At 42.0% G+C, this 24,721-nt stretch carries 24 protein-coding genes and 2 pseudogenes; 14 read left to right on the forward strand and 12 right to left on the reverse strand.

Going from position 1 to position 24,721, the window contains the following annotated elements; all coding sequences use genetic code 11:
• Nucleotides 1-128: 128 nt before the first annotated feature.
• From RMY32_RS18490 to RMY32_RS18500, 3 genes and pseudogenes are all read right to left on the reverse strand, one after another.
• Nucleotides 129-386: a RusA family crossover junction endodeoxyribonuclease gene (locus RMY32_RS18490; RefSeq protein ID WP_322709898.1), complete on the reverse strand. Its 258-nt coding sequence runs from the start codon at nucleotides 384-386 to the stop codon at nucleotides 129-131.
• Between the two features lie 74 nt (nucleotides 387-460).
• Nucleotides 461-781, reverse strand: coding sequence for a hypothetical protein (locus tag RMY32_RS18495; RefSeq protein ID WP_322709899.1), 321 nt, complete (start codon nucleotides 779-781; stop codon nucleotides 461-463).
• Nucleotides 771-1,013: pseudogene (locus RMY32_RS18500) on the reverse strand (BrnT family toxin); the annotation flags it as partial. The pseudogene RMY32_RS18500 and the gene RMY32_RS18495, both read right to left, overlap by 11 nt.
• Before the next feature lie 213 nt (nucleotides 1,014-1,226).
• Between RMY32_RS18500 and RMY32_RS18505 the strand changes: the two are divergent.
• The 4 genes from RMY32_RS18505 to RMY32_RS18520 all read left to right on the forward strand — a co-directional run bounded on the left by RMY32_RS18505 (nucleotide 1,227) and on the right by RMY32_RS18520 (nucleotide 4,689).
• The gene (locus tag RMY32_RS18505; protein WP_322709900.1) at nucleotides 1,227-2,285 is read left to right on the forward strand and encodes a chlorophyll a/b binding light-harvesting protein; all 1,059 of its coding nucleotides are present in this window, start codon (nucleotides 1,227-1,229) and stop codon (nucleotides 2,283-2,285) included.
• Nucleotides 2,286-2,368: 83 nt separating this feature from the next.
• Nucleotides 2,369-3,892, forward strand: coding sequence for a chlorophyll a/b binding light-harvesting protein (locus RMY32_RS18510; RefSeq protein WP_322709902.1), 1,524 nt, complete (start codon nucleotides 2,369-2,371; stop codon nucleotides 3,890-3,892).
• A gap of 229 nt (nucleotides 3,893-4,121) precedes the next feature.
• Nucleotides 4,122-4,397 carry a hypothetical protein gene (locus tag RMY32_RS18515; RefSeq protein ID WP_322672933.1) on the forward strand — a complete coding sequence of 92 codons (276 nt, stop codon included), beginning with the start codon at nucleotides 4,122-4,124 and terminating at the stop codon, nucleotides 4,395-4,397.
• 46 nt (nucleotides 4,398-4,443) lie between these two features.
• Complete coding sequence (locus tag RMY32_RS18520; protein WP_322709903.1) at nucleotides 4,444-4,689, forward strand: hypothetical protein; 246 nt, start codon at nucleotides 4,444-4,446, stop codon at nucleotides 4,687-4,689.
• A 213-nt stretch (nucleotides 4,690-4,902) separates the two neighbouring features.
• Here RMY32_RS18520 and RMY32_RS18525 read toward each other — a convergent pair whose 3' ends face one another.
• Together RMY32_RS18525 and RMY32_RS18530 are read right to left on the reverse strand one after the other, a co-directional pair.
• On the reverse strand, nucleotides 4,903-5,232 hold the full coding sequence (locus RMY32_RS18525; RefSeq protein ID WP_322698211.1) for a DUF2973 domain-containing protein: 330 nt from the start codon (nucleotides 5,230-5,232) through the stop codon (nucleotides 4,903-4,905).
• 306 nt (nucleotides 5,233-5,538) lie between these two features.
• Nucleotides 5,539-5,856 carry a DUF2605 domain-containing protein gene (locus RMY32_RS18530; protein WP_322709904.1) on the reverse strand — a complete coding sequence of 106 codons (318 nt, stop codon included), beginning with the start codon at nucleotides 5,854-5,856 and terminating at the stop codon, nucleotides 5,539-5,541.
• A gap of 217 nt (nucleotides 5,857-6,073) precedes the next feature.
• Between RMY32_RS18530 and RMY32_RS18535 the strand changes: the two genes are divergently transcribed.
• From RMY32_RS18535 to RMY32_RS18550, 4 genes are all read left to right on the forward strand, one after another.
• A complete protein-coding gene (locus RMY32_RS18535) occupies nucleotides 6,074-6,214 on the forward strand; it encodes a hypothetical protein (RefSeq protein WP_322709905.1) in 141 nt (46 codons plus the stop codon).
• A 264-nt stretch (nucleotides 6,215-6,478) separates the two neighbouring features.
• Nucleotides 6,479-8,314, forward strand: a complete 1,836-nt coding sequence (thrS, locus tag RMY32_RS18540; RefSeq protein ID WP_322709925.1) for a threonine--tRNA ligase — start codon at nucleotides 6,479-6,481, stop codon at nucleotides 8,312-8,314.
• A 188-nt stretch (nucleotides 8,315-8,502) separates the two neighbouring features.
• Nucleotides 8,503-8,658 carry a hypothetical protein gene (locus RMY32_RS18545; RefSeq protein ID WP_322709906.1) on the forward strand — a complete coding sequence of 52 codons (156 nt, stop codon included), beginning with the start codon at nucleotides 8,503-8,505 and terminating at the stop codon, nucleotides 8,656-8,658.
• Between the two features lie 402 nt (nucleotides 8,659-9,060).
• Nucleotides 9,061-9,513: a hypothetical protein gene (locus tag RMY32_RS18550; RefSeq protein ID WP_322709907.1), complete on the forward strand. Its 453-nt coding sequence runs from the start codon at nucleotides 9,061-9,063 to the stop codon at nucleotides 9,511-9,513.
• Between the two features lie 246 nt (nucleotides 9,514-9,759).
• On the opposite strand, the gene RMY32_RS18555 is transcribed toward RMY32_RS18550, so the two are convergent.
• Complete coding sequence (locus RMY32_RS18555; RefSeq protein ID WP_409883385.1) at nucleotides 9,760-9,924, reverse strand: hypothetical protein; 165 nt, start codon at nucleotides 9,922-9,924, stop codon at nucleotides 9,760-9,762.
• A gap of 644 nt (nucleotides 9,925-10,568) precedes the next feature.
• Nucleotides 10,569-13,463, reverse strand: coding sequence for a HEAT repeat domain-containing protein (locus RMY32_RS18560; RefSeq protein ID WP_322709908.1), 2,895 nt, complete (start codon nucleotides 13,461-13,463; stop codon nucleotides 10,569-10,571).
• 346 nt (nucleotides 13,464-13,809) lie between these two features.
• Between RMY32_RS18560 and RMY32_RS18565 the strand changes: the two genes are divergently transcribed.
• Nucleotides 13,810-14,673 (forward strand): Rpn family recombination-promoting nuclease/putative transposase, encoded by an 864-nt coding sequence (locus tag RMY32_RS18565; protein ID WP_322709909.1) that lies wholly within the window; start codon nucleotides 13,810-13,812, stop codon nucleotides 14,671-14,673.
• Nucleotides 14,674-14,686: 13 nt separating this feature from the next.
• Nucleotides 14,687-14,974: pseudogene (locus RMY32_RS18570) on the forward strand (DUF4351 domain-containing protein); the annotation flags it as partial.
• Here RMY32_RS18570 and RMY32_RS18575 read toward each other — a convergent pair.
• The 5 genes from RMY32_RS18575 to RMY32_RS18595 all read right to left on the reverse strand — a co-directional run bounded on the left by RMY32_RS18575 (nucleotide 14,960) and on the right by RMY32_RS18595 (nucleotide 20,124).
• On the reverse strand, nucleotides 14,960-15,298 hold the full coding sequence (locus tag RMY32_RS18575) for a hypothetical protein (RefSeq protein WP_322675499.1): 339 nt from the start codon (nucleotides 15,296-15,298) through the stop codon (nucleotides 14,960-14,962). The pseudogene RMY32_RS18570 and the gene RMY32_RS18575 sit on opposite strands and share 15 nt — an antisense overlap.
• Nucleotides 15,299-15,439: 141 nt before the next feature.
• The gene (locus RMY32_RS18580; RefSeq protein ID WP_322709910.1) at nucleotides 15,440-17,965 is read right to left on the reverse strand and encodes a cyclic nucleotide-binding domain-containing protein; all 2,526 of its coding nucleotides are present in this window, start codon (nucleotides 17,963-17,965) and stop codon (nucleotides 15,440-15,442) included.
• Between the two features lie 2 nt (nucleotides 17,966-17,967).
• The gene (locus RMY32_RS18585) at nucleotides 17,968-18,204 is read right to left on the reverse strand and encodes a hypothetical protein (RefSeq protein WP_322709911.1); all 237 of its coding nucleotides are present in this window, start codon (nucleotides 18,202-18,204) and stop codon (nucleotides 17,968-17,970) included.
• Nucleotides 18,205-18,252: 48 nt separating this feature from the next.
• Nucleotides 18,253-18,900, reverse strand: a complete 648-nt coding sequence (locus tag RMY32_RS18590; RefSeq protein WP_322709912.1) for a response regulator transcription factor — start codon at nucleotides 18,898-18,900, stop codon at nucleotides 18,253-18,255.
• 3 nt (nucleotides 18,901-18,903) lie between these two features.
• Entirely contained in the window at nucleotides 18,904-20,124 is a 1,221-nt protein-coding gene (locus tag RMY32_RS18595) for a sensor histidine kinase (RefSeq protein WP_322709913.1), read from the reverse strand.
• Between the two features lie 462 nt (nucleotides 20,125-20,586).
• On the opposite strand from RMY32_RS18595, the gene RMY32_RS18600 reads away from it, so the two are divergent.
• The 4 genes from RMY32_RS18600 (at nucleotide 20,587) to RMY32_RS18615 (ending at nucleotide 24,620) form a co-directional block, all read left to right on the forward strand.
• Nucleotides 20,587-20,970: a hypothetical protein gene (locus RMY32_RS18600; protein WP_322709914.1), complete on the forward strand. Its 384-nt coding sequence runs from the start codon at nucleotides 20,587-20,589 to the stop codon at nucleotides 20,968-20,970.
• Nucleotides 20,971-21,205: 235 nt separating this feature from the next.
• Nucleotides 21,206-22,486 carry a S41 family peptidase gene (locus tag RMY32_RS18605; RefSeq protein ID WP_322709915.1) on the forward strand — a complete coding sequence of 427 codons (1,281 nt, stop codon included), beginning with the start codon at nucleotides 21,206-21,208 and terminating at the stop codon, nucleotides 22,484-22,486.
• 218 nt (nucleotides 22,487-22,704) lie between these two features.
• Complete coding sequence (locus RMY32_RS18610; protein WP_322709916.1) at nucleotides 22,705-23,613, forward strand: hypothetical protein; 909 nt, start codon at nucleotides 22,705-22,707, stop codon at nucleotides 23,611-23,613.
• A 20-nt stretch (nucleotides 23,614-23,633) separates the two neighbouring features.
• On the forward strand, nucleotides 23,634-24,620 hold the full coding sequence (locus tag RMY32_RS18615; RefSeq protein WP_322709917.1) for an RNA polymerase sigma factor, RpoD/SigA family: 987 nt from the start codon (nucleotides 23,634-23,636) through the stop codon (nucleotides 24,618-24,620).
• The last annotated feature ends 101 nt before the right edge of the window (nucleotides 24,621-24,721 follow it).

The following is a 24,721-nucleotide window of genomic DNA, read 5'->3' on the forward strand; positions in this document are numbered from 1 at the left end:
CTGAAGACACTGTTTGTAGGCGTTTTTTCAGTTCCTCTTCGCTCTCGGCGATCGCAATTTTAAATGGGCGGCTCATGGTTCTGTTAACTTACCTAGTTTGCTTCTCCCCATTATATGCAGATTCATTTTTAATTGGTATAAGCTAATCCTTTAATTGCATCTTGAATAGGCTTCACTATATTATCTATATCTATTTGAACAGAATCATAGAAATAGGTTATCTGGAGCATAACTAACCCAGTAGCTGTTTTTTGTTCCGAAGACCAGTATTTTTCAGCTTCTTGTCGCACTGTCTTTTTCCAATCTTGAAGCCGATTGCCCTTACCGCGCTTACGAGCCTGTTGTGATACTGGTCGCCCATTTACTATGAACTCAAATCTGGTCAATGCACTTCTAAATAATAGATCGCAGGTTATTCTATGCTAGTAACCTAGAACACAAGCAGATAAACTCCCGCTACTCATGACAGAGGAAGACTACCGTTACTAAGTGTTACTGCGTCGCCAGTAGCTTCGCTGAGTGCTTCACGAATTATCTCATCACTGACACCATGCCGTTTCAAGCTGGCAATCAATGTAGAAACAGTATCACCTTCAAGTCGCTCAAGATCGGCTCGAAGTCCTTGTCCGATGTAAGCGCGAACTAATGGCTGATAACCAGAAAACCCTAACAATGGTGCTACTCGCTTCAAATCCTCAATCACATCTTCGGGAATGCGAATTGTGACTGTCGTCATTGGACGATTTTTATCAAGTCGCTTTTTTAAGACTTCAGCTTTCATAGTATTCACGTTCCTTACGCGTCGCTTTCCGAGCCGAGATAATCCGAATCATGTCGTTTTCACGCTCAATGTAGACGACGTACAGAAGATTCCATCGTCTCTCCAAGCCAATCACAGCATCCCGCTCCTCATCATTCCGGCTTGCATCAACCATCACTAGAAACGGATCGAAGAAAGCTTCTACGGCTTGTTGAAATGTTATGCCGTCATCATTGCTGCGATTAATCCGAGCTTTCTCCTCGTTCTAAACGAAGGTGACACCATTAAGCACGAAAAACACATCTATCCCCACATAGTTTACGCAAGACGTATTTACGTTGTCAATACGCTTTCTTGTAAAAGTTTACAATCTTCTTAATGATATTGACTTTCATTAATTTGGATTTTAGTGTAGACTCTTTTTTGAAAACTATTGAGAAATTTAATCAATAAGTTAGAGGGTAAAATGACAACTTCTACAAGTCCGCTGTCGGTAGAGCAAGACCTTACTGACTCGCCTTGGTGGGCTGGTAACGCCAGACTCACCAGCTTATCGGGGAAACTACTAGGCGCTCACGTCGCTCATTCTGGTCTGATCGTTTTCTGGGCAGGAGCTATGACTTTATTTGAGCTAGCCCACTTTAATCCAGCAGAACCGATGTATTCGCAAGGCTTAATTTTGCTACCTCATCTAGCTACTCAAGGTTGGGGTGTTGGTGCAAATGGTGCAGTCGTGGATACTTATCCCTACTTTGTAATTGGAGCTTTGCATCTAATTTCCTCAGCCTTTTTGGGTTTTGGAGGAATCTTTCATTCTCTGCGTGGCCCGGAAAAATTGGAGGGTAAAGTTCCTTTCTTTGGCTACGACTGGTCAGACACGGGTAAAATGACCACAATCCTTGGTATACATCTGGTTTTACTGGGTTGTGGTGCATTCTTGTTAGTCGCCAAAGCAATGTACTTTGGGGGTTTGTACGACCCAAATGTTGAAAATGTGCGGGTAATTACAAATCCGACATTAAACCCAGCCGTCATTTTTGGTTATGTGTTTGGCGCAATTAGGAAATTCTGGATTGCTGGCGTTGACAACCTAGAAGACGTGGTTGGTGGACATATTTGGGTTGGTGCAATGTTGATTATTGGTGGACTTTTCCACATAGCAACTAAGCCCTTTAGTTGGACGCATCCACTATTTGTTTGGTCTGGAGAAGCTTATCTCTCATACAGTCTAGGCGCTTTGGCACTGATGGGTTTTATTGCAACTCTCTTTATATCGGTAAACACCACTGTTTATCCTGAAGTTTTTTATGGGCCGGCGCTTGTAGTTAGACAGAATATCGTGCCGTACTTTTCATCGCCTGACCCTGACCTTGTAACTGCTCGGACTTGGTTAGCTAATGCCCATTTTTGGTTAGCTTTCTTCTTTCTCCAAGGTCATATCTGGCACGCCTTGCGGGCGCGTGGGTTCGATTTTCGCAAAGGTAGGGTGAGTCAGGAGGCGGTAATTCCGCAACCAATTAGCTAAATTCAATTTAATGCAATTAATTTGCAATTGTCTAGAAGCATAAGCTCAACAATATTGCTAAATATTCTCAAGGAGTTTTGGAAATGACAGCAGTAATTGAAGATAGCCCATATAAGCAACAGATACCTGATGTTGGTTGGTGGGCTGGTAACTTTCGTCTCACTAATTTATCGGGAAAATTACTAGGCGCTCATATTGCCCATTCTGCATTGATTTTGTTATGGGCTGGAGGGATGATGCTGTTTGAATTGTCGCGCTTCAACCCTAATGAGCCAATGTATGAGCAAGGCTTAATTTTGTTACCTCATCTAGCAACTCTCGGTTTGGGTGTCGGTACTGGTGGGCAAGTTATTAGCACCTATCCCTACTTTGTAATCAGTGTCTTACATCTGATACCTTCAGTGATTCTGGCAGCCGGTGGTATTTATCACTCTCTGCTGGGTCCAGAAGTGTTACAAGATAATCCTACTTGGGCTGGATTTTTTGGCTATGACTGGAAAGATAAGGACAAGATGACAACCATCTTGGGCATTCACCTCACACTTTTGGGTTTGGGTGCTTTGGCTTTAGTTGCTAAGGCGATGTTTTGGGGTGGACTGTTTGACCCTTGGGCTGCTGGCGGTGGAGATGTCAGGGTAATCAATCATCCGACACTTAACCCATTGCGCATCTTTGGCTACCTATTTGGGGCTTGGGGTCCAGAGGGATTGGCTGCTGTTGATAACTTGGAAGATGTTGTTGGCGGTCACATCTGGGTTGGTTTGATGTTAATTGGTGGTGGTATTTTTCACATCTTGACTAAGCCATTTGCTTGGGCGCGCCGAGTTTTGATTTACTCAGGGGAAGCGTATTTATCTTACAGCATTGGTGCTGTAGCATACATGGGCTTTTTAGCAGCATATTTTGCATCAGTTAATAACACCGTCTATCCCGAAGTTTTTTATGGCCCAGTTAGAGCTATAGAAACTTCTGCTGGTATAGTTTCTGCTCGTGGTTGGTTGGTAACTTTCCATTTTGTCCTAGCGCTCATGTTTCTGTTAGGTCACATTTGGCACGCACTCCGCGCTCGTGCGATCGCAGGCGGATTTGATTTTAAAAATGGTGATATGGTTCAGCCTCCACGTGTAGAGCGCCAAACGAGTAATCAGGTAAGCGCAGTCAATTCTTCTGATCTGACGCTGAAGTTTCTCAAATACTTGCCAATTTACCGCCCCGGTATATCTCCTTTGTGGCGGGGATTAGAAATTGGCATGGCTCATGGTTACTGGCTAGTTGGTCCCTTTGCAACATTAGGCTCATTGGGTTTATTACGCAATTCTAATGTCGGCAGCTTGGTTGGTTTATTAGCCACAGGCAGTTTGATTATCATCCTGACAATTGGTTTTTCGCTTTATGGCACTACTAGCTACGAAAAACAGCAAGAAATCTATTCACGATCGGTTTCGGTTGCAACAGTTGCCAAAGTGCCACAGAGCATCAATACTGTCGCCGAATGGAGTCAATTTACCGAGGGCTTTTTGATTGGTGGAATTGGTGGAGCAATCTTCGCTTATCTGCTATTAACTAGTATTGCTTTATTCGGTGCGATCGCAATCAACTCGATTTAATCATCTAGTGATTTAGTACTCATCATGTAAAGACGTAGCATTCTACGTCTTTACAATAAATTAGAGCAAGACTTAAATTGCTCACACTCGCCTCACTTCTTTTAATTTATGTCTACCTACTGACTCAGTTAATTTAGTTTCACTCAACACTAGCTAAATAATATTTCATGCCTGCGGTTAAAAGCAGTTGACTGCGGGCACTTTTTTCTCATCTTTAGGAGGATGACTTATGCTGGCTACAATTTTTTGCGCTTCATTTGCTTGGGCCACTTTGATTTTCTTTATTTTGAGTATCTGCTTTACCTTAAAACAAGGGATAAATCATTTAAAAAAGCTACATCAAATTCCTTGTCATGCTTGTGAATATTTCACTAACGATTATCGCCTTAAGTGTACTGTACATCCAACTAAAGCTTGTTCTGAGGAAGCGTTCGGCTGTCTTGACTTTGAACCTCAAACTTCTTTTTGTAATGCTTGTCAAAAGGGTCGGCAAAAGCTTTATTAAAATTTTCTAATTAGATAATTTCTAATCCGTAATACTCTAAATACTTATGAACAGAGAATCTGATTTGCTATCGGAACTATGCGATTTTTTATATCCTCGTAGTCCATATTATGGGCAATTTAAACCAGAGTATCTAGTATTTAACGCTAATCTTCAAGATTTTTCTCAACGGGTAAACTACATTTGCAGCCTCCAAACTAGTGGTAAACTTTCACCACAAGAGGCTTACAAACAAATTCACATCCTCTGGAGACAGTTGAAAAGTGCTAAAAAAGAATTGGAAATTCGCTAGCTAAATAGAATGAAAATTGTATCCGCCTGCGATCGCAGTCCTTGCAAGATGAGTAGAGTTGTCCACCAATTGAGTATTTTTAACAAAATACAAAAAAGTTACATTGACTGGATTAATATGGAAATAAATTTTTCCTAAAAAAAATTAAGGATGTAAAAACAACAACCATTTACACCCAAATTGCTAACAGACGCGATTAATCGCGTCTCTACGTTATGCTTCTTCGGAATTATCTCTTTTATGTCCTGGGGATGCTTCGTAAAGTGCATCAAGATGTTGGCGCGCATCTTCAACGTTAATCGAACGCATTACCAAAAGTGGCTCTTTAATTAAGTTTCCAGCGCTATCTAATAACTCTGGATGGGGTACAAACTGTTTTTTTGATGAATAATAACCTGAGTTACGTTGGTTATTCATTGGCGAGGAATTCGTTGGGTAAGTTCGCTCCCGATCAAAACTGAACATAATCAGGTTACGAATTAAGTTGCCAACAGCTATAAATGCAAGGATTGTAAAAGCAAGAATGTAAAGCAGATGTAACATTGGATTTTCCTCCAGAACAGCAATTTTTAAAACTTTATTTTGTAACGCTTTGTTTCGCCGATACTGTACTCACAGCTAAGACGATTATTCTACGCACTTTTCAGGCGCTTACATTTATATGGAGCTATTTGTCAACCGTTATTCCACTTACGGTAGCATAGGATACATTGTTTTGCTAATCCAGGGAATGTTAAGAAATTGTTAAGAATTTTCTACTATCTTTTTAACGACTGATTTACCATCTTGCGTAGACGCTTCCTTGGTAATTTAAAAGACATCGCTAAGTTGTCTGCCGAAATTTAGCGCTTAGACTTCACGTCCTTGACGAAAGCGCATTGCGACATTCCAGCATTCTGTTACTAATTCATGCCAAGGCATTAACGTTGCCATATCAATTCCGACTTGTTTATCAGTTGCATTAAATAGCATCTTCGCCGTATTTAGTTCATCCTGGGCTTGCTTAACCCGTAAGAGCAAGTCAGATTGCTCTTGGTGACTCATAAATGAGAGTTCCTCAGTTTCGAGTAAATGGCGCGATCGCGTAAACCAATGCCGAAAATCTTCCAGCAGCGGATCTAAAACCGTTTTCAACAACTCAGTCCCTGGTAAATTTGAGTCTGACATAAATAAGAGGAATATTTCAAACTTGCTTACTAATATTAACGTTATTTACGTTTCTTAATACTTTTTAGGTTTCTCTCATAATTTTTTGATGTAAAATTTTGTAACAAATGGCACAAAATTTATTATATAGTCTTGATATCTGGTTTGTACAGTGCCTTTGGACAGGCATCTATAGGCATATATGACAGCGAGTTGTAATTCATAAGATAATTTAGCGATGTCTACGACGGGCTACGCCTACGCAGGCAATCCTGAATTTGAAACTCAGGTAACAAATCAAAAATTTATCTTTATTTTTGAATTGAACAAGAATTTAGGACTCAGAATCAAACCGCTACGCAAAGTCATTAGTCATTAGTTCAAGAGAAAGCACGCCTACTCTTTAACATAGTTTGAATTGCTTCGATGAAAGAAAACCTTTTTCTGCCCACCGTCAAAGCAAGTTTGCGGTGAGCTTTGTTGAATTGCTCATGGCATTGCATAAGGATGGTGTATGCACCAATGACAAATGACAAATGACAAATGACAAATGACTACTTAACCAAAGTCGTTATAGTTGAATAAGCCTACAGATTCAGATAAATCACCTTTTGTAATCACCTCGCCAACGGTTCAGCAGCCAATGTCGCCAAATTCATCAAATCAGTCACAACAGTCAGAACAAGTTGAAAAAATCTATTTACCGCGTACCAGCGAATCGGAGAACTTAAAAAAGATTCGCCACACTGCTTCCCATGTTATGGCAATGGCGGTACAAAAGCTGTTTCCCAAGGCGCAAGTTACAATCGGCCCTTGGATAGAAAACGGTTTTTACTATGACTTCGACAGTCCAGAACCATTTAGCGAAAACGATCTCAAAGCCATCAAGAAAGAGATGGCGAAGATTATCAATCGCAAATTGCCAGTAATTCGAGAAGAAGTCAGCCGTGAAGAAGCCGAACGCCGGATTCAAGGAATTAATGAACCCTACAAGCTAGAAATCCTGGGAGATATTAAAGAGGAACCAATCACAATTTACCATCTGGGGAATGAATGGTGGGATTTGTGTGCGGGGCCTCATCTGGAAAATACCAGTGAATTAAACCCGAAAGCAGTTGAACTAGAAAGCGTTGCTGGTGCTTATTGGCGTGGGGATGAAACTAAAGCCCAATTACAACGCATCTACGCCACCGCTTGGGAAAGTCCAGAACAACTCGCTGAATATAAGCAACGTAAAGAAGAAGCGCTACGGCGAGATCACCGGAAACTGGGTAAGGAACTGGGATTATTTGTATTCTCTGATTTAGTGGGGCCGGGTTTACCTTTATGGACACCCAAAGGCACTCTGTTACGGAGTACTTTAGAAGATTTCCTCAAGCAAGAACAGGTAAAACGGGGTTATTTATCTGTAGTAACGCCTCATATTGCCAGAGTAGATTTATTTAAAACCTCTGGACATTGGCAGAAATATAAAGAAGATATGTTCCCCTTAATGGCAGACGATCGAGAAGCTGCTGCACAGGAACAAGGCTTTGTCATGAAGCCGATGAACTGCCCCTTCCATATCCAAATATATAAGAGTGAGTTACGCTCTTATCGGGAACTACCGATGCGCTTGGCGGAATTTGGCACTGTTTACCGCTACGAACAATCAGGCGAATTGGGCGGTTTAACACGGGTGCGCGGTTTTACTGTAGATGATTCTCACCTGTTCGTTACCCCAGAACAACTCGATAGTGAATTCCTCAGTGTGGTGGATTTGATTTTGTCGGTGTTCAATAAGCTGCAATTGAAGAACTTTAAAGCTAGACTGAGTTTCCGCGATCCTGCTAGTGATAAGTACATCGGTTCAGATGAAGTTTGGGACAAAGCCGAAGGTGCAATTCGCCGTGCAGTTGAAACCTTGGGGATGGAACACTTTGAAGGTATTGGCGAAGCAGCTTTTTATGGGCCTAAACTCGACTTTATCTTTAGTGATGCCCTAGAACGGGAGTGGCAATTAGGAACTGTACAGGTAGATTACAATTTGCCAGAACGCTTTGATTTGGAGTACGTCGCCGAAGATGGTGTTCGCAAACGTCCAGTAATGATTCACCGTGCGCCTTTTGGTTCGCTGGAACGGCTAATTGGGATCTTAATTGAAGAATATGCGGGTGATTTTCCTTTGTGGTTAGCGCCAGTGCAAGCTAGATTACTGCCAGTGGGTGATACACAATTAGACTTTGCGAAAGATGTGGTGGCGAAGATGCGTGCATTAGGCATCCGTGCAGAAGTTGATACCAGTGGCGATCGCTTGGGTAAACAAATTCGCAATGCAGAGAAAGAAAAAATACCTGTGATGGCTGTGGTGGGAGCTAAGGAAGTGGAAACTAATACCTTGAGCATCCGTACCCGCGCCTCTGGAGAATTGGGAGTTATCCCTGTCGATGAGGTGGTAGATAAAATGAAAGATGCGATCGCTAAGTTCGAGAATTTCTAAAATATAACCAAAGACGCACACTAATTATAATTGGTGTGCGTTTTGTCTATTAGATTCAAATCATTGGTTAGGTGGTAAGTATCTAGGCATAAATAAATTTAAAGTTTGTAGTAAGGAATTTAGTCCCGATCGTTCTGGCTCTGAGCGATAAATTGCTCGCTACAAACTAGGAGTTTATTTTATATTTAATGATGTCTACCTACTTAGGTTTTGGCAAAGGTGCGATCGCGTTCTACTTGCAGGCTGAAACCCTAATTTTACGTAAGTTCGATGAACCTCTCCCCAACCCCTCTCCGCCTCGGAGAGGGGCAGAAATCTTTTTAGTTGACAACCGAAAAAATTAGGGTTTCAAAGCCTATCTCCCTGTGGGGGAGAGGAATGGAAGTGGGGTTTTTAGAGCCGTCGAACTCACGTTAATTTTGCAGTAATCTGTAAACTTTCTGCATAAATTGATTTAAACCTACTGATAATACTAATCAGGTGAATTCAGGAGTTTTGAATACTCATTAACAAAGTTCAAAAGGTGGATTCATCCAGTTCAAAAATTCATTTTAAATTTAACTTTTAACTAGATTTTGCAGGTCAGAAAGTATCACAGACAACAAAACTTTTCTCGATTGCCGCACTTAAGAAAACTTTTCGAGTTATTCAATACTGTTAGGATTAATTTAAAGACTTGTGGAATCTGCTCTTCCTAAACAGACTGGACTTGCATAAATTACTGTCAACAATTTTTGACTCACATCATGAACCGCTTTACCTCTATTTTGCTTGCCGGCTTGATAGCATCTGCTTCGGCTTTGGCTATTTCTCCAAAAGCTGATGCTAATACACCAGCGTATGATGTTGCTCAGTTAGATAGCTACAGCTATCAACGTAACGATGATGGTAACTACGAACTTCATAGTCGTCACCATAGAAATGATGACTATGACCGCGAGAACGACCTTCGCAACATTCGTGATAATTACCGTCGCTATGAGCGCAATAATAATCGTCGCTATGAACGCGATAATTACCGTCGTTATGAGCGCAATAATAATCGTCGCTATGACCGCGAAAATCATCGCCGCCATGAGCGCGAAAATAACCGCCGTTATGAGCGCGAAAATAACCGCCGTTATGAGCGCGATAATGACCTTCGCAACATTGATAATAACCGTCGCTATGAGCGCGATCGCGGCTGGGGTCGTTATTAATCCTTTTGCCTATTTATTAAGCTTAGTTCCAAGCGAATTGAGCATTGATTCTACTTGGCGGTAGGACAAAGACAATCTATGTTTTCACTCATTGCAATATCTGACTTTTCACTCTTATCTAGAAAACCTCGCTTCCATTCCCTAGTAAGAAAGCTTGCTCAGGATTTAAGTTTAGCGTTAGCTTTTCTATATGACGTGACAGGTCAGATTTTTTTAAACTAATCACTGCTGGCGCGTTCGATTCACCTAAACTGCTGAAACTGCTGATGTTCTCTGGAATTGGGAATGCAGAACATCTGCGATCGCTAGACATTCTTGTAGTCTGGCGTAGATGCAGAGCGGCTTGTGGTCAGACATCGCTCTGCCTAAATTTATCTGTTTTACAGCAGTTTTGATGTATTTGAACCACATCTGTCGTCAAGGCACAGCATTGCTGATATGTGTCAACTTCAGCTGGAAATAGCTTATCTGCTAGCTTACATCCCCGCCCTAAAATAAATTTTCCGGCTTTTAGCTTAACTCTACTGAAGTCGACTGGAGATTTTTGGCGATATTTAGTCATCTTCAGATGACTTGAGCTATGAGGCGGGAATTGAAATTCCCGACGGACAAGCGGTTTAGCGTTAAGTTGACACTAGCAATGCTGTGCCATTACCACAGATGTGGTTCAAATACATCAAAACTGCTGTAAATTAAGAATTTACCCTCAACCTAGACTCATTAATAAAGTTCAAATACTCATTAATGCACCTAAAATACTTATTAATGGAGTTCAAATACTCTTTAATGGAGCTAAAATACTCATTAATGGAGTTCAAACGCTCATTAATGCACCTAAAATACTCATTAATGGAGTCCAAAGGCTCATTAATGGAGCTAAAATACTCATTAATGGAGTTCAAAGGCTCATTAATGGAGCTAAAATACTCATTAATGCACCTAAAATACTCATTTTAATTAAATCAAAAATTTTCCCTCAGACTATAAGTCTCTTTCTCAATTACGAATTACGTTAGCATCGCGGCGTGTAGCCCATTACCAATTACAAATTAATCTCACGCTCTTGGCCGCAACAATTGCACAAAGGTATCACTCACAGTATGGTCTTTGGTATCGGCGGCGTATTGAACTAATTTTTCCTTCAGTTCTTCGGCAGCATCTAACGGGAGTAACGTTGCTAGCAAAAAGTAGACACCACGAAAACGGGGGTCGTCCATGTGGTCAATGAGCCGATTTTTAGCTTCCTCACTCTCGCCGAGAAAGTTCTGCACCAGAAAGAAATCCATTATCTTGTCGTGGCGGAAGTACCATTCTCTCTTGGCTTCGCCTTTTTCGTCTTGCCACTGACGGCTGACAACCATTTTATATTTATCATCTTCCAAAGACTGTAATACTTGGTAAAATTCATCCGCAGGTAACGCCTGTTCATCCTTCAGCCGCATTTGATAGACAGCATCGGAGAATTTTTTCAGGGGAAATTCCTGGTTCCACTCTTGCAAATATTCGGCTGCCATCAAATTATATTGATGTTGTTGTAAGTGAAACAAATCGGGGTATTCGCCTTGGGATAGCATCAAGGCTACCACAGTTAAATCCATTGGATTAGAGAGAACTTTCTCTATCGCGGTTAATTCTTGTGGTGATTGCTGATTACTGAGGGCTTTGGTTAAAAAACTAGCAGTGGCTTGCTCATAATTAGTACCTTGAACTTTGGCATTTTTGGGCAATCGTGGCTGACGGGAAATCAGAAATTGCTGAATTTGTGGTTCTTCAAGGGGCAGCAATTTATATATTTTGGCTGTTGAGGGTGGTGTCCACTCTAGGGGTTGGGTGGTCATGATGATGTTACCCCGAAAATAGCTTTCGGCAAACTGACAAATTTTTGCCCTGGTGTCGGCGGTAACTTCATTAAGTCCGTCAATGCAAATATCTAATGCGCCACTGTAAATTAAATTCTTGAGAAAATCAGCATCTTGTGCTTGTCCGTGCAGCTTGGCTTGAATTGCCTCAATTACTCCCTTGTCACACTTGTGTGCAGGTAGATAAACCACAAGCCGCCCAGAAGTTTTTACCAAATAACGCAGATACATTGACTTACCCAAGCCAGAATCACCTTCCAAGATGACTTGTCCTTTGATGCTAGGTAGCACTTGGGTAATTGGTACGGGTTCCTCTACACCGGGAACTTTCACTTTAGAATTTGGGAAGTAAGCTTCGGGGTTAAAATTATCTAACCCGGCATCGGCTAGTAGGGAAGGCTTGAAGGGTTCAAATAACTTTTCGCGGAAAAAGGGAACCCAGGTGAGAATTAAGCCGACGTAGCCAATACCGAGAATGCGCCTTACCCAAGGGTTCCAGAAGAAGATGGCTTGAACTTGGGGAAATTTGGGGTAAGCGAAGATGAGGGCAAGCCAAAAGGCAGCATGAATCAAAATAGTCGTTCTGGCGTTGAACAACCACTGCCAAGTTTTGAGGTTAACTATGACTGATTGCAATGAATCAGCTTCGTTGTAGCCAGCTTTTTTAAGATTGTTGTAGTGAGTTTCTAGAATACCAATATCTTGTGGTTGCCAAGAGACTTTTCTCGCAACTACAGCAATTTGCTTTGCTAAGTCTTCGCGTAATTGTGCTAAACCTTGGCTAGGTTCCCAGACTTGGGCAAAGATTTTGAGAGTTTTATCACCGCGATCGTGGCTTAATGAAACAGGAATTGTTTTAGTCTCAGGAAAACCTAGCCATGTCAGCAGTGTTTTGACTTCATCAGTGCCGCCACCCAGAAAATATGTCAAAAATCGCCACTGTGCATATTCTGATTGACCATCGTAATAGATGCTATCCAAAATTACAACAATATTATTCAGGTCGAATTGTTCTATCTTTCCCAATGCCGATGCTGCACTGTAACGAACATCTTTGTCAACGGTTTTATCCTTAAGGATGTCAGCGATATCTTTGACGTAGGGTTTGGCTGCCTCCCCCAGATTTCCCAATCCCACTGCTGCACCGTAACGAACAGAGGGGTCAGCGGTTTTATCCTTAAGGATGTCAGCGATGTCTTTGACGTAGGGTTTGGCTGCCTCCCCCAGATTTCCCAATCCCACTGCTGCACCGGAACGAACAAATTTGTCAACAGTTTTATCTTTGAGGATGTCAGCGATGTCTTTGACGTAGGGTTTGGCTGCCTCCCCCAGATTTCCCAATGCCCATGCTGCATTGGAACGAACATCAGCCTCAACAGTTTTATCCTTGAGGATGTCGAGGATGTCTTTGACGTAGGGTTTGGCTGCCTCCCCCAGATTTCCCAATCCCACTGCTGCACCAAAACGAACAACAGCCTCAACAGTTTTATCCTTGAGGATGTCGAGGATGTCTTTGACGTAGGGTTTGGCTGCCTCCCCCAGATTTCCCAATGCCGATGCTGCACCGGAACGAACAACAGCCTCAACAGTTTTATCCTTGAGGATGTCAGCGATGTCTTTGACGTAGGGTTTGGCAACCTCCCCCAGATTTCCCAATGCCGATGCTGCACCGGAACGAACAACAGCCTCAACAGTTTTATCCTTGAGGATGTCGAGGATGTCTTTGACGTAGGGTTTGGCTGCTTCCCCCAGATTTCCCAATGCCCATGCTGCACCTCTACGAACAAATTTGTCAACGGTTTTATCCTTGAGGATTTTGAAAACTTTCTGAGCAATATCCTCTGGTTTCTGAACCACCGATTTTAAATTTTTTAGATCATATTCATCGAATTTGTTAAGAGCGAGTTTCTTTACTCCGTCATATCCATCATCAAGAGCAGCAACGATACCGTTAATCTGCCACGCTTGTGGCTTCGGCTTAGGCTGTTCTTTCGCGCTTACCCAAGGCAGGGCGAGGAGGAGAGTTAACAGCAGGATAAAGAGAAAAAGGAAAAAGGGCGACGATCGCTTTTTAATTATGTGCAGATGCATTAGTATAATTCGTAATTTATTTAGTAATAAAGGCTGTTTCTGCCCTTTCCTTGGTAGGGAAAGAGAAGGAAGTTAGGTTTTTTACTAGTCAAGCAGGAACCGCTACAGTTATTCTTTTTACCGTCTGATAACTTAACCTAGCCAGAAATGGAATATTAATGTAAATACTACAGGAATTTCAAAAGATACGCTCAGAGTATAATACTGAGCTTGCCTGAGCGATGGTGCGACGCCGATAGCGAAGCGTTAGCGAGTCTTCGAGCGTCATAGCCCATCGTAGACATCGCTTACTCAAACCACTGCACGAGATAATAACAATACCTCGTTCAATTGTTAGCGATCGCTAATGTCTTTTGATAACCTCTGCAAACTCCTGTCCGAAAAGCATCCTGCTACCTTTGCCAGTTGGGTATTAGGAACACTACAAACTTCCGTCACAGTTCTCAAAACCGAATTGAGCATTGAACCAATTCGCGCTGATTATGTCACATTTTTACAACTACAAGGACGCATTCTGCATCTGGAATTTCAAACCAAACTAGAATCTACGCCACCCCTACCCCTGCGGATGCTAGATTATTGGGTACGCTTGTATCGTTTGTATCGTCTACCAATAACGCAAGTTGTCGTATTATTGCTTCCCCCCGCACCAGAAACAGTAATTGAAACTATTTTCTGTGTCGAAACTACCCGTCATGAATATCGCGTGATTCGCTTATGGGAAGAAAATCCCGAACCATTCCTCAACGATCCTGCTTTGTTACCGTTAGCACCACTGACAGCAACCACGCAACCTCAAATTTTGTTGCAACAAGTTGTGGGCAAAGTTAATCAACTTGAGCCAAGACAACGACCAGAAATTTCCGCGTATACCCAAATCTTAGCGGGGTTAAAATACAATCAAGATTTGATTCGACAATTATTTCGGGAGGGTATGATGCGCGAGTCAGTGATTTATCAAGAAATTCTCGCTGAAGGCGAACAACGCGGCGAACAACGAGGACGGGAACAAGGACGAGAAGAAGGACGAAAGACAGAAGGGCAATTGCTGATTCTCCGTCTGCTTAGTCGACGGGTGGGAGAATTACCCCAAGAGGTACTAAACCGGATTGAAACTCTCTCTTTAGAACAATTAGAAAATCTCGGTGAAGCATTGTTGGATTTTCAGGCGATCGCGGATTTAGAAGCCTGGTTTAATACATTAGAGTAAGAACTAATAAATTATGATGCGCGAGTCAGTGATTTATCAAGAAATTCTCGCTGAAGGTGAACAACGCGGCGAACAACGAGGACGGGAAGAAGGACGAAAAGCAGAAGGGCAATTGCTCATTCTCCGTCAACTTACTCGACGGGTGGGAGAATTACCCCAAGAGATGCTAGACCGGATTGAAACTCTTTCCTTAGAACAATTAGAAAATCTCGGTGAAGCATTGTTGGATTTTCAGGCGATGCCTACGGCGGTAAACTACGCGGATTTAAAAGCCTGGTTTGCTACATTAGAGTTCAATTAACTTGAAGCCCCAAGGTTTGAGAGCCGCTAAAGCTATTTCTTCACTTACACCTTCATAAGCCTCCCATTCCAACGGATGCTCTTTAGGATGTCCGTCGCCGACATTACCTGCAACTTTAATTATTGGACAATTGGCGATGCGATCGCGCTCTAGCCCTTTTGGAACTACTAGTTGGATTTTGTGCCCAATAAACTTCGCTGTACTATCATTAGCTACAGATTCACGGATTAAACAAATATCACCAGCAGTCCCCCAAGTCGTTTGGTAAATGTGGAGGAATGATATATAAGTTGCTGGTTTGATCGCTCTTTTTATAACGTGCATTATCTGTAATCCTTACACTATGAGTCAAAAATCATAAATCATATAAGTATTTTCTATCACGTTCGTAGGGAAGAATGTTCTTAACTGACATTTTCCACCTAGCCCAGGCGATTAAAAACCGCCTGGTGGAAGATGTAAAGCTCAAGAGACGATAATTGCCCACATACTAACTCCCAAAGCGATCGCTGTTAGGTGTTGCACCATGAGCGATCGCACTGGTTGCTTGGCAATTTTTTGCGTTAAAAACATAGTCACTAACACGGAGAAAATTATTGTTGCACCTTGCAAAAACTCAATCACAGCTGGGTGAGCAACCAATATTGGCAATTGTTCGCCACTCAAACCAAGTGTCGCAAAGGTTACAGGTAAAATCCGTCCGCCTTCGCTTAAGCCCAAACGTAGATAGTGAGCTAAGTTTCCTCCTAAAACTAATGGGAGATAGCTATATGCAAGCTCTATAAATTTTCGAGGCTTACGGTTAGCGTTGAACAGTTGGAGCAAGCGATAAGCCCCAAAGATAAGAACGGCGGGAATAATTAACACTAGCAGCGATAATCCCAAGTGCTGCCAAAAATCAGTTAAATCCAGTTGTAAGCCTAACCAAGATTGCAATTCTGGCAAGCGATGTAAATATATACCACCCAACAGCAAAAACAATAATGCTACTTCATAAGTACGGGGTACATGAGTTGTCCACAATTCAATTCCAGGGGGACGCAAGTTGAACTCAACGGAACGATGGGGACAAGCTTTTAGGCAAGTCATGCACAGTACGCAATCTCGGTTATCTTCTAACTGCGCTGGATGTGAGTATAAAGGACATCCATTCGTTTCCATACCTTCGCCCTTTTGCGGCCCGCCTTTATAACATTGATAAGTGGTGCAACTGGCAGAACATATCCCTTGCTGTGCCCGGAGTTCCGTCATAGAGAGTTTGGCAAATAAACCATTCATCCCGCCGATGGGGCACAGATAGCGACACCAAAACCGCCGCTCAAAAATAGCCGAGAAAATCATCGCCCCAGCAGTAATTAATAGCAGCAAACAAGCGCTGAGGTAAGCTGTATTTTCTAAATGCCAGAGTTCTTCCCATAAGAAAATTAGGGTAAATAAACCAAAGAGGAACCATCCGCCCCATTTTTCAGCTTGTTCTCTCGGCCAGCGCTTGAGTTTTCGAGGCCACAGCCATAAAGAGAGCTTTTGGGTGATTTCTCCATAAATCATGAAGGGACAAACAGAACACCAAACACGACCCAAAAAGGGAAAGAGAAATAAGAAGAAAGGCCACCACCAAGCCCAAAATAGATTTAAGACGAAATTGCGATCGCGGGTTTGCGGCCCAATAAATAATATTGCCACAATAATCGCAAAAGCCGTTGCAGTAAAACCATAATTAATGCGATCGGGCCACCAGTCACTACGTAAAAACCGCCGCAAATCAGGATAGGCATTTAACAAATTTACCCGAAATCGTTTTTTCTTAGTTTCGGCTGGCCAGAAAATTTCTTCTGTTAATTCATTTGCACCCTCAGCTTGGACAATCGCTCTTTCTACCAGATTTTTCAATTCTCTGAGATTGCCAGGAAAATCATAAGACTGGAGGCGACGTAAAGCTTCTGGGGTAATGTGCGGTTTAGAAATCCCTCTAGAGCGTGTATAAAGACTGGTATAATATTCGACCTGTGTCTGAATATCAGCTTTCCGCACCCGTAGCGGCGGCACTTTAATAATGTGACCAACAGAACGTTCAACTATCGGCTGACTTTTTTCTGAAACAATCAGAATTCTGGCTTGACTGGGACGAGGTTCGGGTGTTGAATCTCCAGAACGATTGACGGGGGTATATTTACCAGTTTTGAGCAACTCCGTCACCGCAGGTAATAATTCTTCGGGCAATTCTTGGATATTGTTGAGAACTAGAGTACCTTCTCCCAACCATTCCAACAACCCTGGTTTGCCGCCAGCACGACCAAATAAATCTGCACCGCTAGTTTGGAGAATACCACAATTTAGTTTAATAATTGGTTCTCGCCGTTTGGGAGAACCAAAGTGGATAAGAGCTGCTATATTGTCTTTTTCTAACCCTGGTTCTCCGAAAATATCTACTGATTTGCGATCGCCAGCTGCTTCTCTAATTTGCTCCCGCAACCGCACAGCATAGCGACTTGTACCGACAATTCCGCGTTGTGCTTTGGTGACTAAATATGGGCGCAAGGCAATAGAACGTTCTTGTTCATAACCAAGTGCAGATGTTACCTGAGCTAATTCTTGAGCCAATTGACGCGAAAAAGCCTGAGCAATTTCGGGGTATTGAGTGAATAATTCCCGAAATTTAGCAGCAGGTACAACCCACAAGTGACATTCGGTTACTGTCGTAATTGTGAATGGAGTTGATTCATCCAACAGCAATTCTTTGAGTTCAATCACTGCACCGGGGAGAAATCCACAAGCTAAAGCTGGGTTGTTTTGATTGGTGGTTTTGCTTTCGAGTTGACCTTCTACAAGAATATAAAGGGCTTCTGGAGAATTGCCTTCACTAACTAAGTCAGTTTCGCCGGGTACAACTCGTTCTTCAATTACTTGAGCGATCGCATTTAATACTTCAGGCGAGAGAATTCCTAAACTTGTCCGTTCTTGTAGCCATGTAACCGTTTCTGGAGATGTCATATTTAGTTCTCCCTGTAGGCTGCTGTATAACAAGAATTATCCCTGAAAGGGTATGTAAAAATATCTATATTCAGTGGTTGTGCATTAATACATAATGTGCAATCAACTTCTTGCATCAAATCTTGACCTGTAATGCCAATACATCGACCTGCAATGCCAATACATCGACCTGTAATGCCAATACATCGACCTGTAATGCCAATACATCGACCTGTCATGCCAATACATCGACCTGTCATGCCAATACATTGTCTTTTTAGCGAACGATAACCTTGCCCAAGTAGACTCTACTTAAGTCCACTAAACAACGAATGGGCAAACAAAGCGGCTTGAGTGCGATCGCGTAAACTCAAGCGACTGAGAATATTAGTAACATAGTTCTTAACAGTGTTTTCTGAAAGAAACAGCGATTCGGCAATTTCTCGGTTATTGGCTCCACAAGCAATTAACCGCAATACATCTAATTCTCTGGCTGTGAGTTGCGCTAATTCTGGAGGAGTTTGCAAAGACTGGACAGGTGCGGTAAGCGGCGTGAGTGCTTTTTCAAACAATCCCGGGCCGAGTAGGGTTTGTCCTTTGTAGACGGAGCGAATTGCTAACATTAATTCATCTGGTTCGGTGTCTTTGAGCAAATAGCCCTTTGCACCCAGCCGCATCGCCTGGAAAACATACTCATCATCATCGAAGGTGGTGAGGACGAGAACCTTAATTTCAGGATATTGTTGAGCGATCGCTTTTGTAGTAGCAACTCCATCCATTACGGGCATCCGAATATCCATTAGTACAATATCGGGTTTGAGTGCGGCAATAATATCGAGTGCCCGTTGCCCATTCTCCGCCTCACCGATTACCTGCATCTGGTCATTGGACTCAAGCATACTCTTAAGTCCTTGGCGAATAAGATGCTGATCGTCAACTAATAAAATCCGAATCATAAGCTAAAACACCAATAGCTTTGAGAGTGGCAAAGAAACAGAAATACAGCAACCTGTTCCTAGTTGACTGTGAAGATTTAACTGGCCGCCTAGTGCAACCGACCGTTCTCGCATCCCTTGTAATCCAAACCCGGTTGTATTTTGAGTGGGGTTAAAACCTTTTCCATTGTCTTCGATTGACAGATGAATCATCCCAGTGTGAGCCAGAAGTTTAACGGTGACACTCGTCGCCTCGGCGTGTTTGCAAATATTTGTCAGCGATTCTTGCACAATGCGGAATAAAGCCGTGTTTACTTCTGTTGGTAGGGTATGCGGGAGATCGATTTTACAAGATGGTTCAATACCTGTGGTTTGCTGAAAATCTGTCAGCAGCTTTTCAATAGCTGATTTGAGAGATTGCCCTTGCAAAGGATTTGAACGCAAAACCGAAAGCGATCGCCGAATTTCTAACAGCGCTTCAGCCCCCAGTTCTTTTGCCTGTTTGAGAAATGTTAATGCTTTGTCATTATTTGATTGCCAAAACAACAGAGTATTATTAATCTGAATGGTTTGGGCGGCGAGAGTGTGTCCCAACCCATCATGAATTTCGCGGGCAATTCGGTTGCGTTCCTGCAAGGTTGCCTGATCTTCAATCCGCAGGGCATACTGGCACAGTTGTTGATTGATGATTTCTAATTGCTGATGGGCAATTTCTAACTGCTCTCGACTTTGACGCTCTGCAAGCAAAGCGTTAATTAACAATAAAGCGAATACCAACGTTAAGCTAAACAATAATATATTACTTAATCGCCAATCCCAGGACATGAGGATCAGCTTATCTGGCAGAAAATTCTCAGGTACAATCGGTTTTGATAAAAGTAGTGTTCCATAAGTAAGCAGAGATAAAATTAAGACAGCCAACTGTCCCGATCGCTTAAATATAAGACAACTCCGCATCACCAATACCAGACACAGCAGGAAAACGGAGCGAGTCGATAAAGTATGTTGAGTTGCTGGTAGCAAAATTAAACCGAATTCCAGGGCTGTATAAATTAGTTTGCTTTCCGGCTTCACCATTGGTAGCCTCAAGCCCATCAAGCTGAAAGTTGCGATCGCCATCACTCCTAGCGGCAAAGACCAGGACAACTGAAACGGCAGCAGAACTTCCATGAACACTGCCGTGGCTAATAACAGCCACTCTAGGTAAAGCAACAGACGAAAAGATGGGTAGGTCAAGCTAACCATAGAACTGTTCCAACTCAATGGTCTTTGTAACAAAACCATAGGTATTTTCACTATTTTAGAAGGAAATATTGAACTGGGGACTGGGGATTAGGGACTAGGGATTGGGAAGATTTGAATCGGAATTCAGACCCCAACCAAATCTTACTCATAATTTCTTCCCCAGTACCCAGTTCCCAGTCCCTAGTACCTAGTACCCATTCTTCTATATAACGAATCTCTCTCTAGTATGGGTAGAGCCGTTCCGACTAATTAATTATTTCTAAATTAGGAAAAAAGTCACAATAAATTGAGTACTTTTTTACTGGTCAGGTTAGGAATTCTAGCTCATGTGCAAACTCTTTCTAACTTTTAAGATTAGCTGGTGTAAGTAAATTAGCAACTTTTCAAACATCTTCTAAACAGTCATAAACCGAAATTGAGTCAGAACAGTTCTATTACACACAGCAAAAACCAGAGAAATAAATGATTAAAAAACAGATAATTTTACCAACCCTGCTACTTGCAACTATCCTAATTGCAGGAATGACAGGTTGCACCAGTTCTAAATCTCCAGATGTGTCTCAAGGGAATGATTCTGGCACAAAGGTATCTGATACTTCTACGACAAACTCTCCGGCAGCGAATACACCAGAACGCGCTCACAAACGCGAAGAAATTCGCAAGCAAGTTGAGGCAGTTCTGACCCCAGATCAAGTAAAAGAATTGTCAACAAAATTACAACAAGGTGAAAAAATGCGTAAAGCAGTGTTTAGCCTGAATCTTACTGCTGAACAAAAGACTAAAATTCAGGATATTTTTAAGACTGCCTATCCCCACCGCAAAGGAAAATCTCAAGATAATTCGTAATTTGTCATTGGTCATTGGTCATTGGTCATTGGTCATTTGTCACTCGTAATTATGATTGCATAATGGTTCTATACTTTCCAAATCAATCGTTATTCTCTACTATTTTGTACAGTTTTATCAAAACAGAATTCAGGAGTAATCTGTGAGAATTTAGAAGGAATTATCTGCAACTATGAGTATTCAGTCCTTTATTGATTACATTCTGAATTCTGTATTCTTCTTCAAAAAATAAAGTATGTTTAAACAAGAACTTCTAATCAAGATAGAACTGGCTGTTATAGCCACAATCTTTGTAGGAACTAGCCTCTACACTTCCAAAGCTCTAGGTAAACCGCAACCTAGCTCTCAAAAAATGGTGGATGAAGTATGGCAAATTCTAGATAAAAATTATGTTGATGGCAGTTTTAACCATCAAGATTGGCAAGCAATTCGCCAGCAGTATATTAGCCGTTCTTATAGTTCTAAGAAAGAGGCTTATGGGGCGATTCAAGAAATGGTGGCGAAATTAGGCGATCGCTACACCGAGTTTTTCGACCCGCAAGAATTTAAAGCCCTAAATAACGACATTTCTGGCAACCTCAGTGGCGTAGGGCTGGAACTGGCGCAGAATGAAAAAACTAAAGCCTTAACCGTTGTCGCCCCAATTCAAGGAACCCCTGCTTTTAAAGCGGGTATTTTGCCGGACGATGTAATTGTCCAAATTAACGGTCAAAAAACTCAGGGGATGAAAATTGACGATGCCGTGAAGCGGATTCTTGGCCCGGTGGGAACCAAGGTAGTACTCATGATTCAACGGGGCAATCAATCGCAAACTTACAAACTTACTCGCGCCAATATTGCTATCCATCCTGTAACTTATAACACGCAAACAACAGCAGCAGGCAAAATTGGTTACATTCGTTTGCCAGAGTTTACGCAAACTGCCCCCGCCCAGATGCATCAGGCAATTGAAGCATTAGAAAAACAACAGGTACAGGGCTACGTTTTGGATCTGCGTGCCGATCCGGGTGGACTGCTGGATGCGAGTTTGCAAATTGCCAGTATGTGGTTGAAGCAAGGAGCGATCGTGTCTTTGGTAAATCGAGACCAAGTGAAAGAGAGCTACAATGCATCGGGACATCCTCTCACCGACAAACCCTTAGTAATACTAGTTGATAAGGGATCTGCTAGCGCCAGCGAAATTCTGTCGGGAGCGCTACAAGACGACAATCGCGCCACCTTAGTAGGAACTCGCACCTTTGGTAAAGGTTTAGTTCAAGCCGTCGAGCCACTAGAGGATGGGTCGGGGCTGAAACTAACCATCGCTAAATACTACACACCGAAAGGTCGAGATATCAATCATGTCGGCATTGCTCCAGATATTAACGTGGCATTAACCGAGGCACAACAAAAAGCCTTAGTGCAAAACCAAACCTTAGCGACATTAGCCGATCCTCAGTATGCTAGCGCTGTTGCTGATCTGAGCAAATTGATTCAGTCTGGGGCCAATCATCTGAGTTTGCAGCGTGGGAAATGAAGCAGGCAGGGGGCAGGGGGTTTTACCTCAGTTGAGGATTCAGACCAATTTTGAATAAGCAGCTCCAAATTGAAAATTTGGTGAGGGTCTTAAACCCAAGACCCGTCTGGTCACGGCAGGAAACAATGTTTCGACTACGCTCAACAACCGAGCAGTTTTCCTCCTGCCTTCCTTAATACACACTGTCGCAAACAAGCTAGGAACTGTATCTTTCTATCATGTCAACCCGCAAAGCCCAACGACTTCAAATTTGTGAACCAGTCCCAGGTTTACAAATCTTGGTTCAACTCAGCAACACTCCTTTAGTGCGGACAATCATAGCTATTGTTACCCACCATCAGCTAGCAATTGTCGGGTTTGTATTTGTTGCCACCTTGGTTTTTTCGATACGGGAAAATGCCTCCTGGCTGACAGTACCTAAACAAGTAGCGATTGAATTCTTTTCTGCTGTATCCCAGTCCCTAGCAGCTTTATTGGGGGTGTTAATTGTTTTTCTCACCTTTACTAGTCAGTTGATCGCTCAAAGAAGATATGAGGACTACTATACACTTCAGATTCAAATTGACCAACTGATTCGTCTAACTCAGTCTCTTCCCCCCGAACTCAGTAATTTTGATAAAACTCTGATCGCACTGATTAACTATTTAGTTCCCTTACATTTAAAAGATTTCCCAACTTGGTCAAATAGCTCTCAGGTGTTATCTTGGGACAAGCTTTTAGATAATTTCAAGAATGAACATGAATTGACGCAAGTGCAGCAACAATGCTCTTTAGCTACCCATTTGCACCAACAACAAATTTTACTTGTCATCAATAATATGGAAGAAATCCTGGAAAGATTTTCTCGGCTTTATAATCGCATATTAGAGATGAGTCGGTTCATTCTCGCAATTGTCAAGCTGTCATTTCTTCTAGGAGTTTCGCTTGTATTTTTGCTGCTATTTGGCATTATCGATTTGCAAAGGAAATTTCCCGATCTCAGCCTACCTGTAATTGTTTCATTAGCAATTTGGGTATTGATTGCTCTTTTGGAACTAGTACTTGATACCTGGTTTTTTTATAAAACCCTTTATGGGCCATCAAGTCACTATTTGCACTTTTTCCCCAATAAAAAATACCCCAATTAATCGGTAGAGGCTAACTCAACATGAGTAACTTAACTTCATTCCCAGATACTAAAGCTACTAACACAAGCCAAGCATCTCAATATACAACTGATACGGTACGTGCTTATCTTCAAGAAATTGGGCGGATACCTCTGTTAACCCAAGAGCAAGAAGTTTTTTTTGCCCAACAAGTTCAACAAATGATAAAAATACTTGCTGAATCCGAAAAACTGACTGTTAAATTAAATCGTACCCCCACACTGTCAGAATGGGCTGATCGGATGCAGTTAAGCGAACAAGAACTACTTCAAAAGCTAAATCAAGGGAAAAAAGCCAAGCAGAAAATGATGGCGTCTAATCTCCGGCTCGTGGTGTCAATTGCCAAGCAATATCAGAGACGGAACTTAGAACTGATGGACTTAATTCAAGAAGGTACTTTGGGTTTGGAAAGAGGAATTGAAAAATTCAATCCGGCTTTAGGATACAGATTTTCAACTTATGTTTACTGGTGGATTCGTCAAGGAATTACCAGAGCGATCGCTCAACAAGGACGCGCAATTAGATTACCGATTCACATTAATGATAAGTTAAACAAAATTAAGCGCGTTCAGCGAGAGTTATCTCAAAAACTTGGTCGCGTTCCTACCACTACGGAAATTGCTCATGCACTTGCTTTAGAGCCTAATCAGATTCGACAATATCTAACTTTGGCTCGTCAAACTATCTCTCTCGATCTTCAAGTTGGTTCAGAAAAAGATGTAAAGTTAGAAGATTTAATCGAAGATTATAGATATTCTCAAAATGGCTATACTACTGAGCAATCTCTCAATCAAGAGCTTGAAGACTTATTGTCAAGTTTATCTAGACAACAACAAGAAATATTAAACTTACACTTTGGTTTAATAGATGGAAATGAACTTTCTCTAGAACAGATTGGTCAGCGCATGGGTATTAGTCGGGAACGAGTCAGACAGATAGAAAAACAAGCTCTCCACCTTCTATATCGGCAGCTAAGAAATAATAAGTAAACGCAGGTAAAAAAGTATCCCTTAAGATAATGAGATATTTTAAATATGATTACTTAAGACGTATTTATAAATATGATTTGTTTGATTTATAATAAACAAAA

It is taken from the genome of Nostoc sp. ChiSLP03a (assembly GCF_034531215.2).
Classification (GTDB): Bacteria; Cyanobacteriota; Cyanobacteriia; order Cyanobacteriales; family Nostocaceae; genus Nostoc.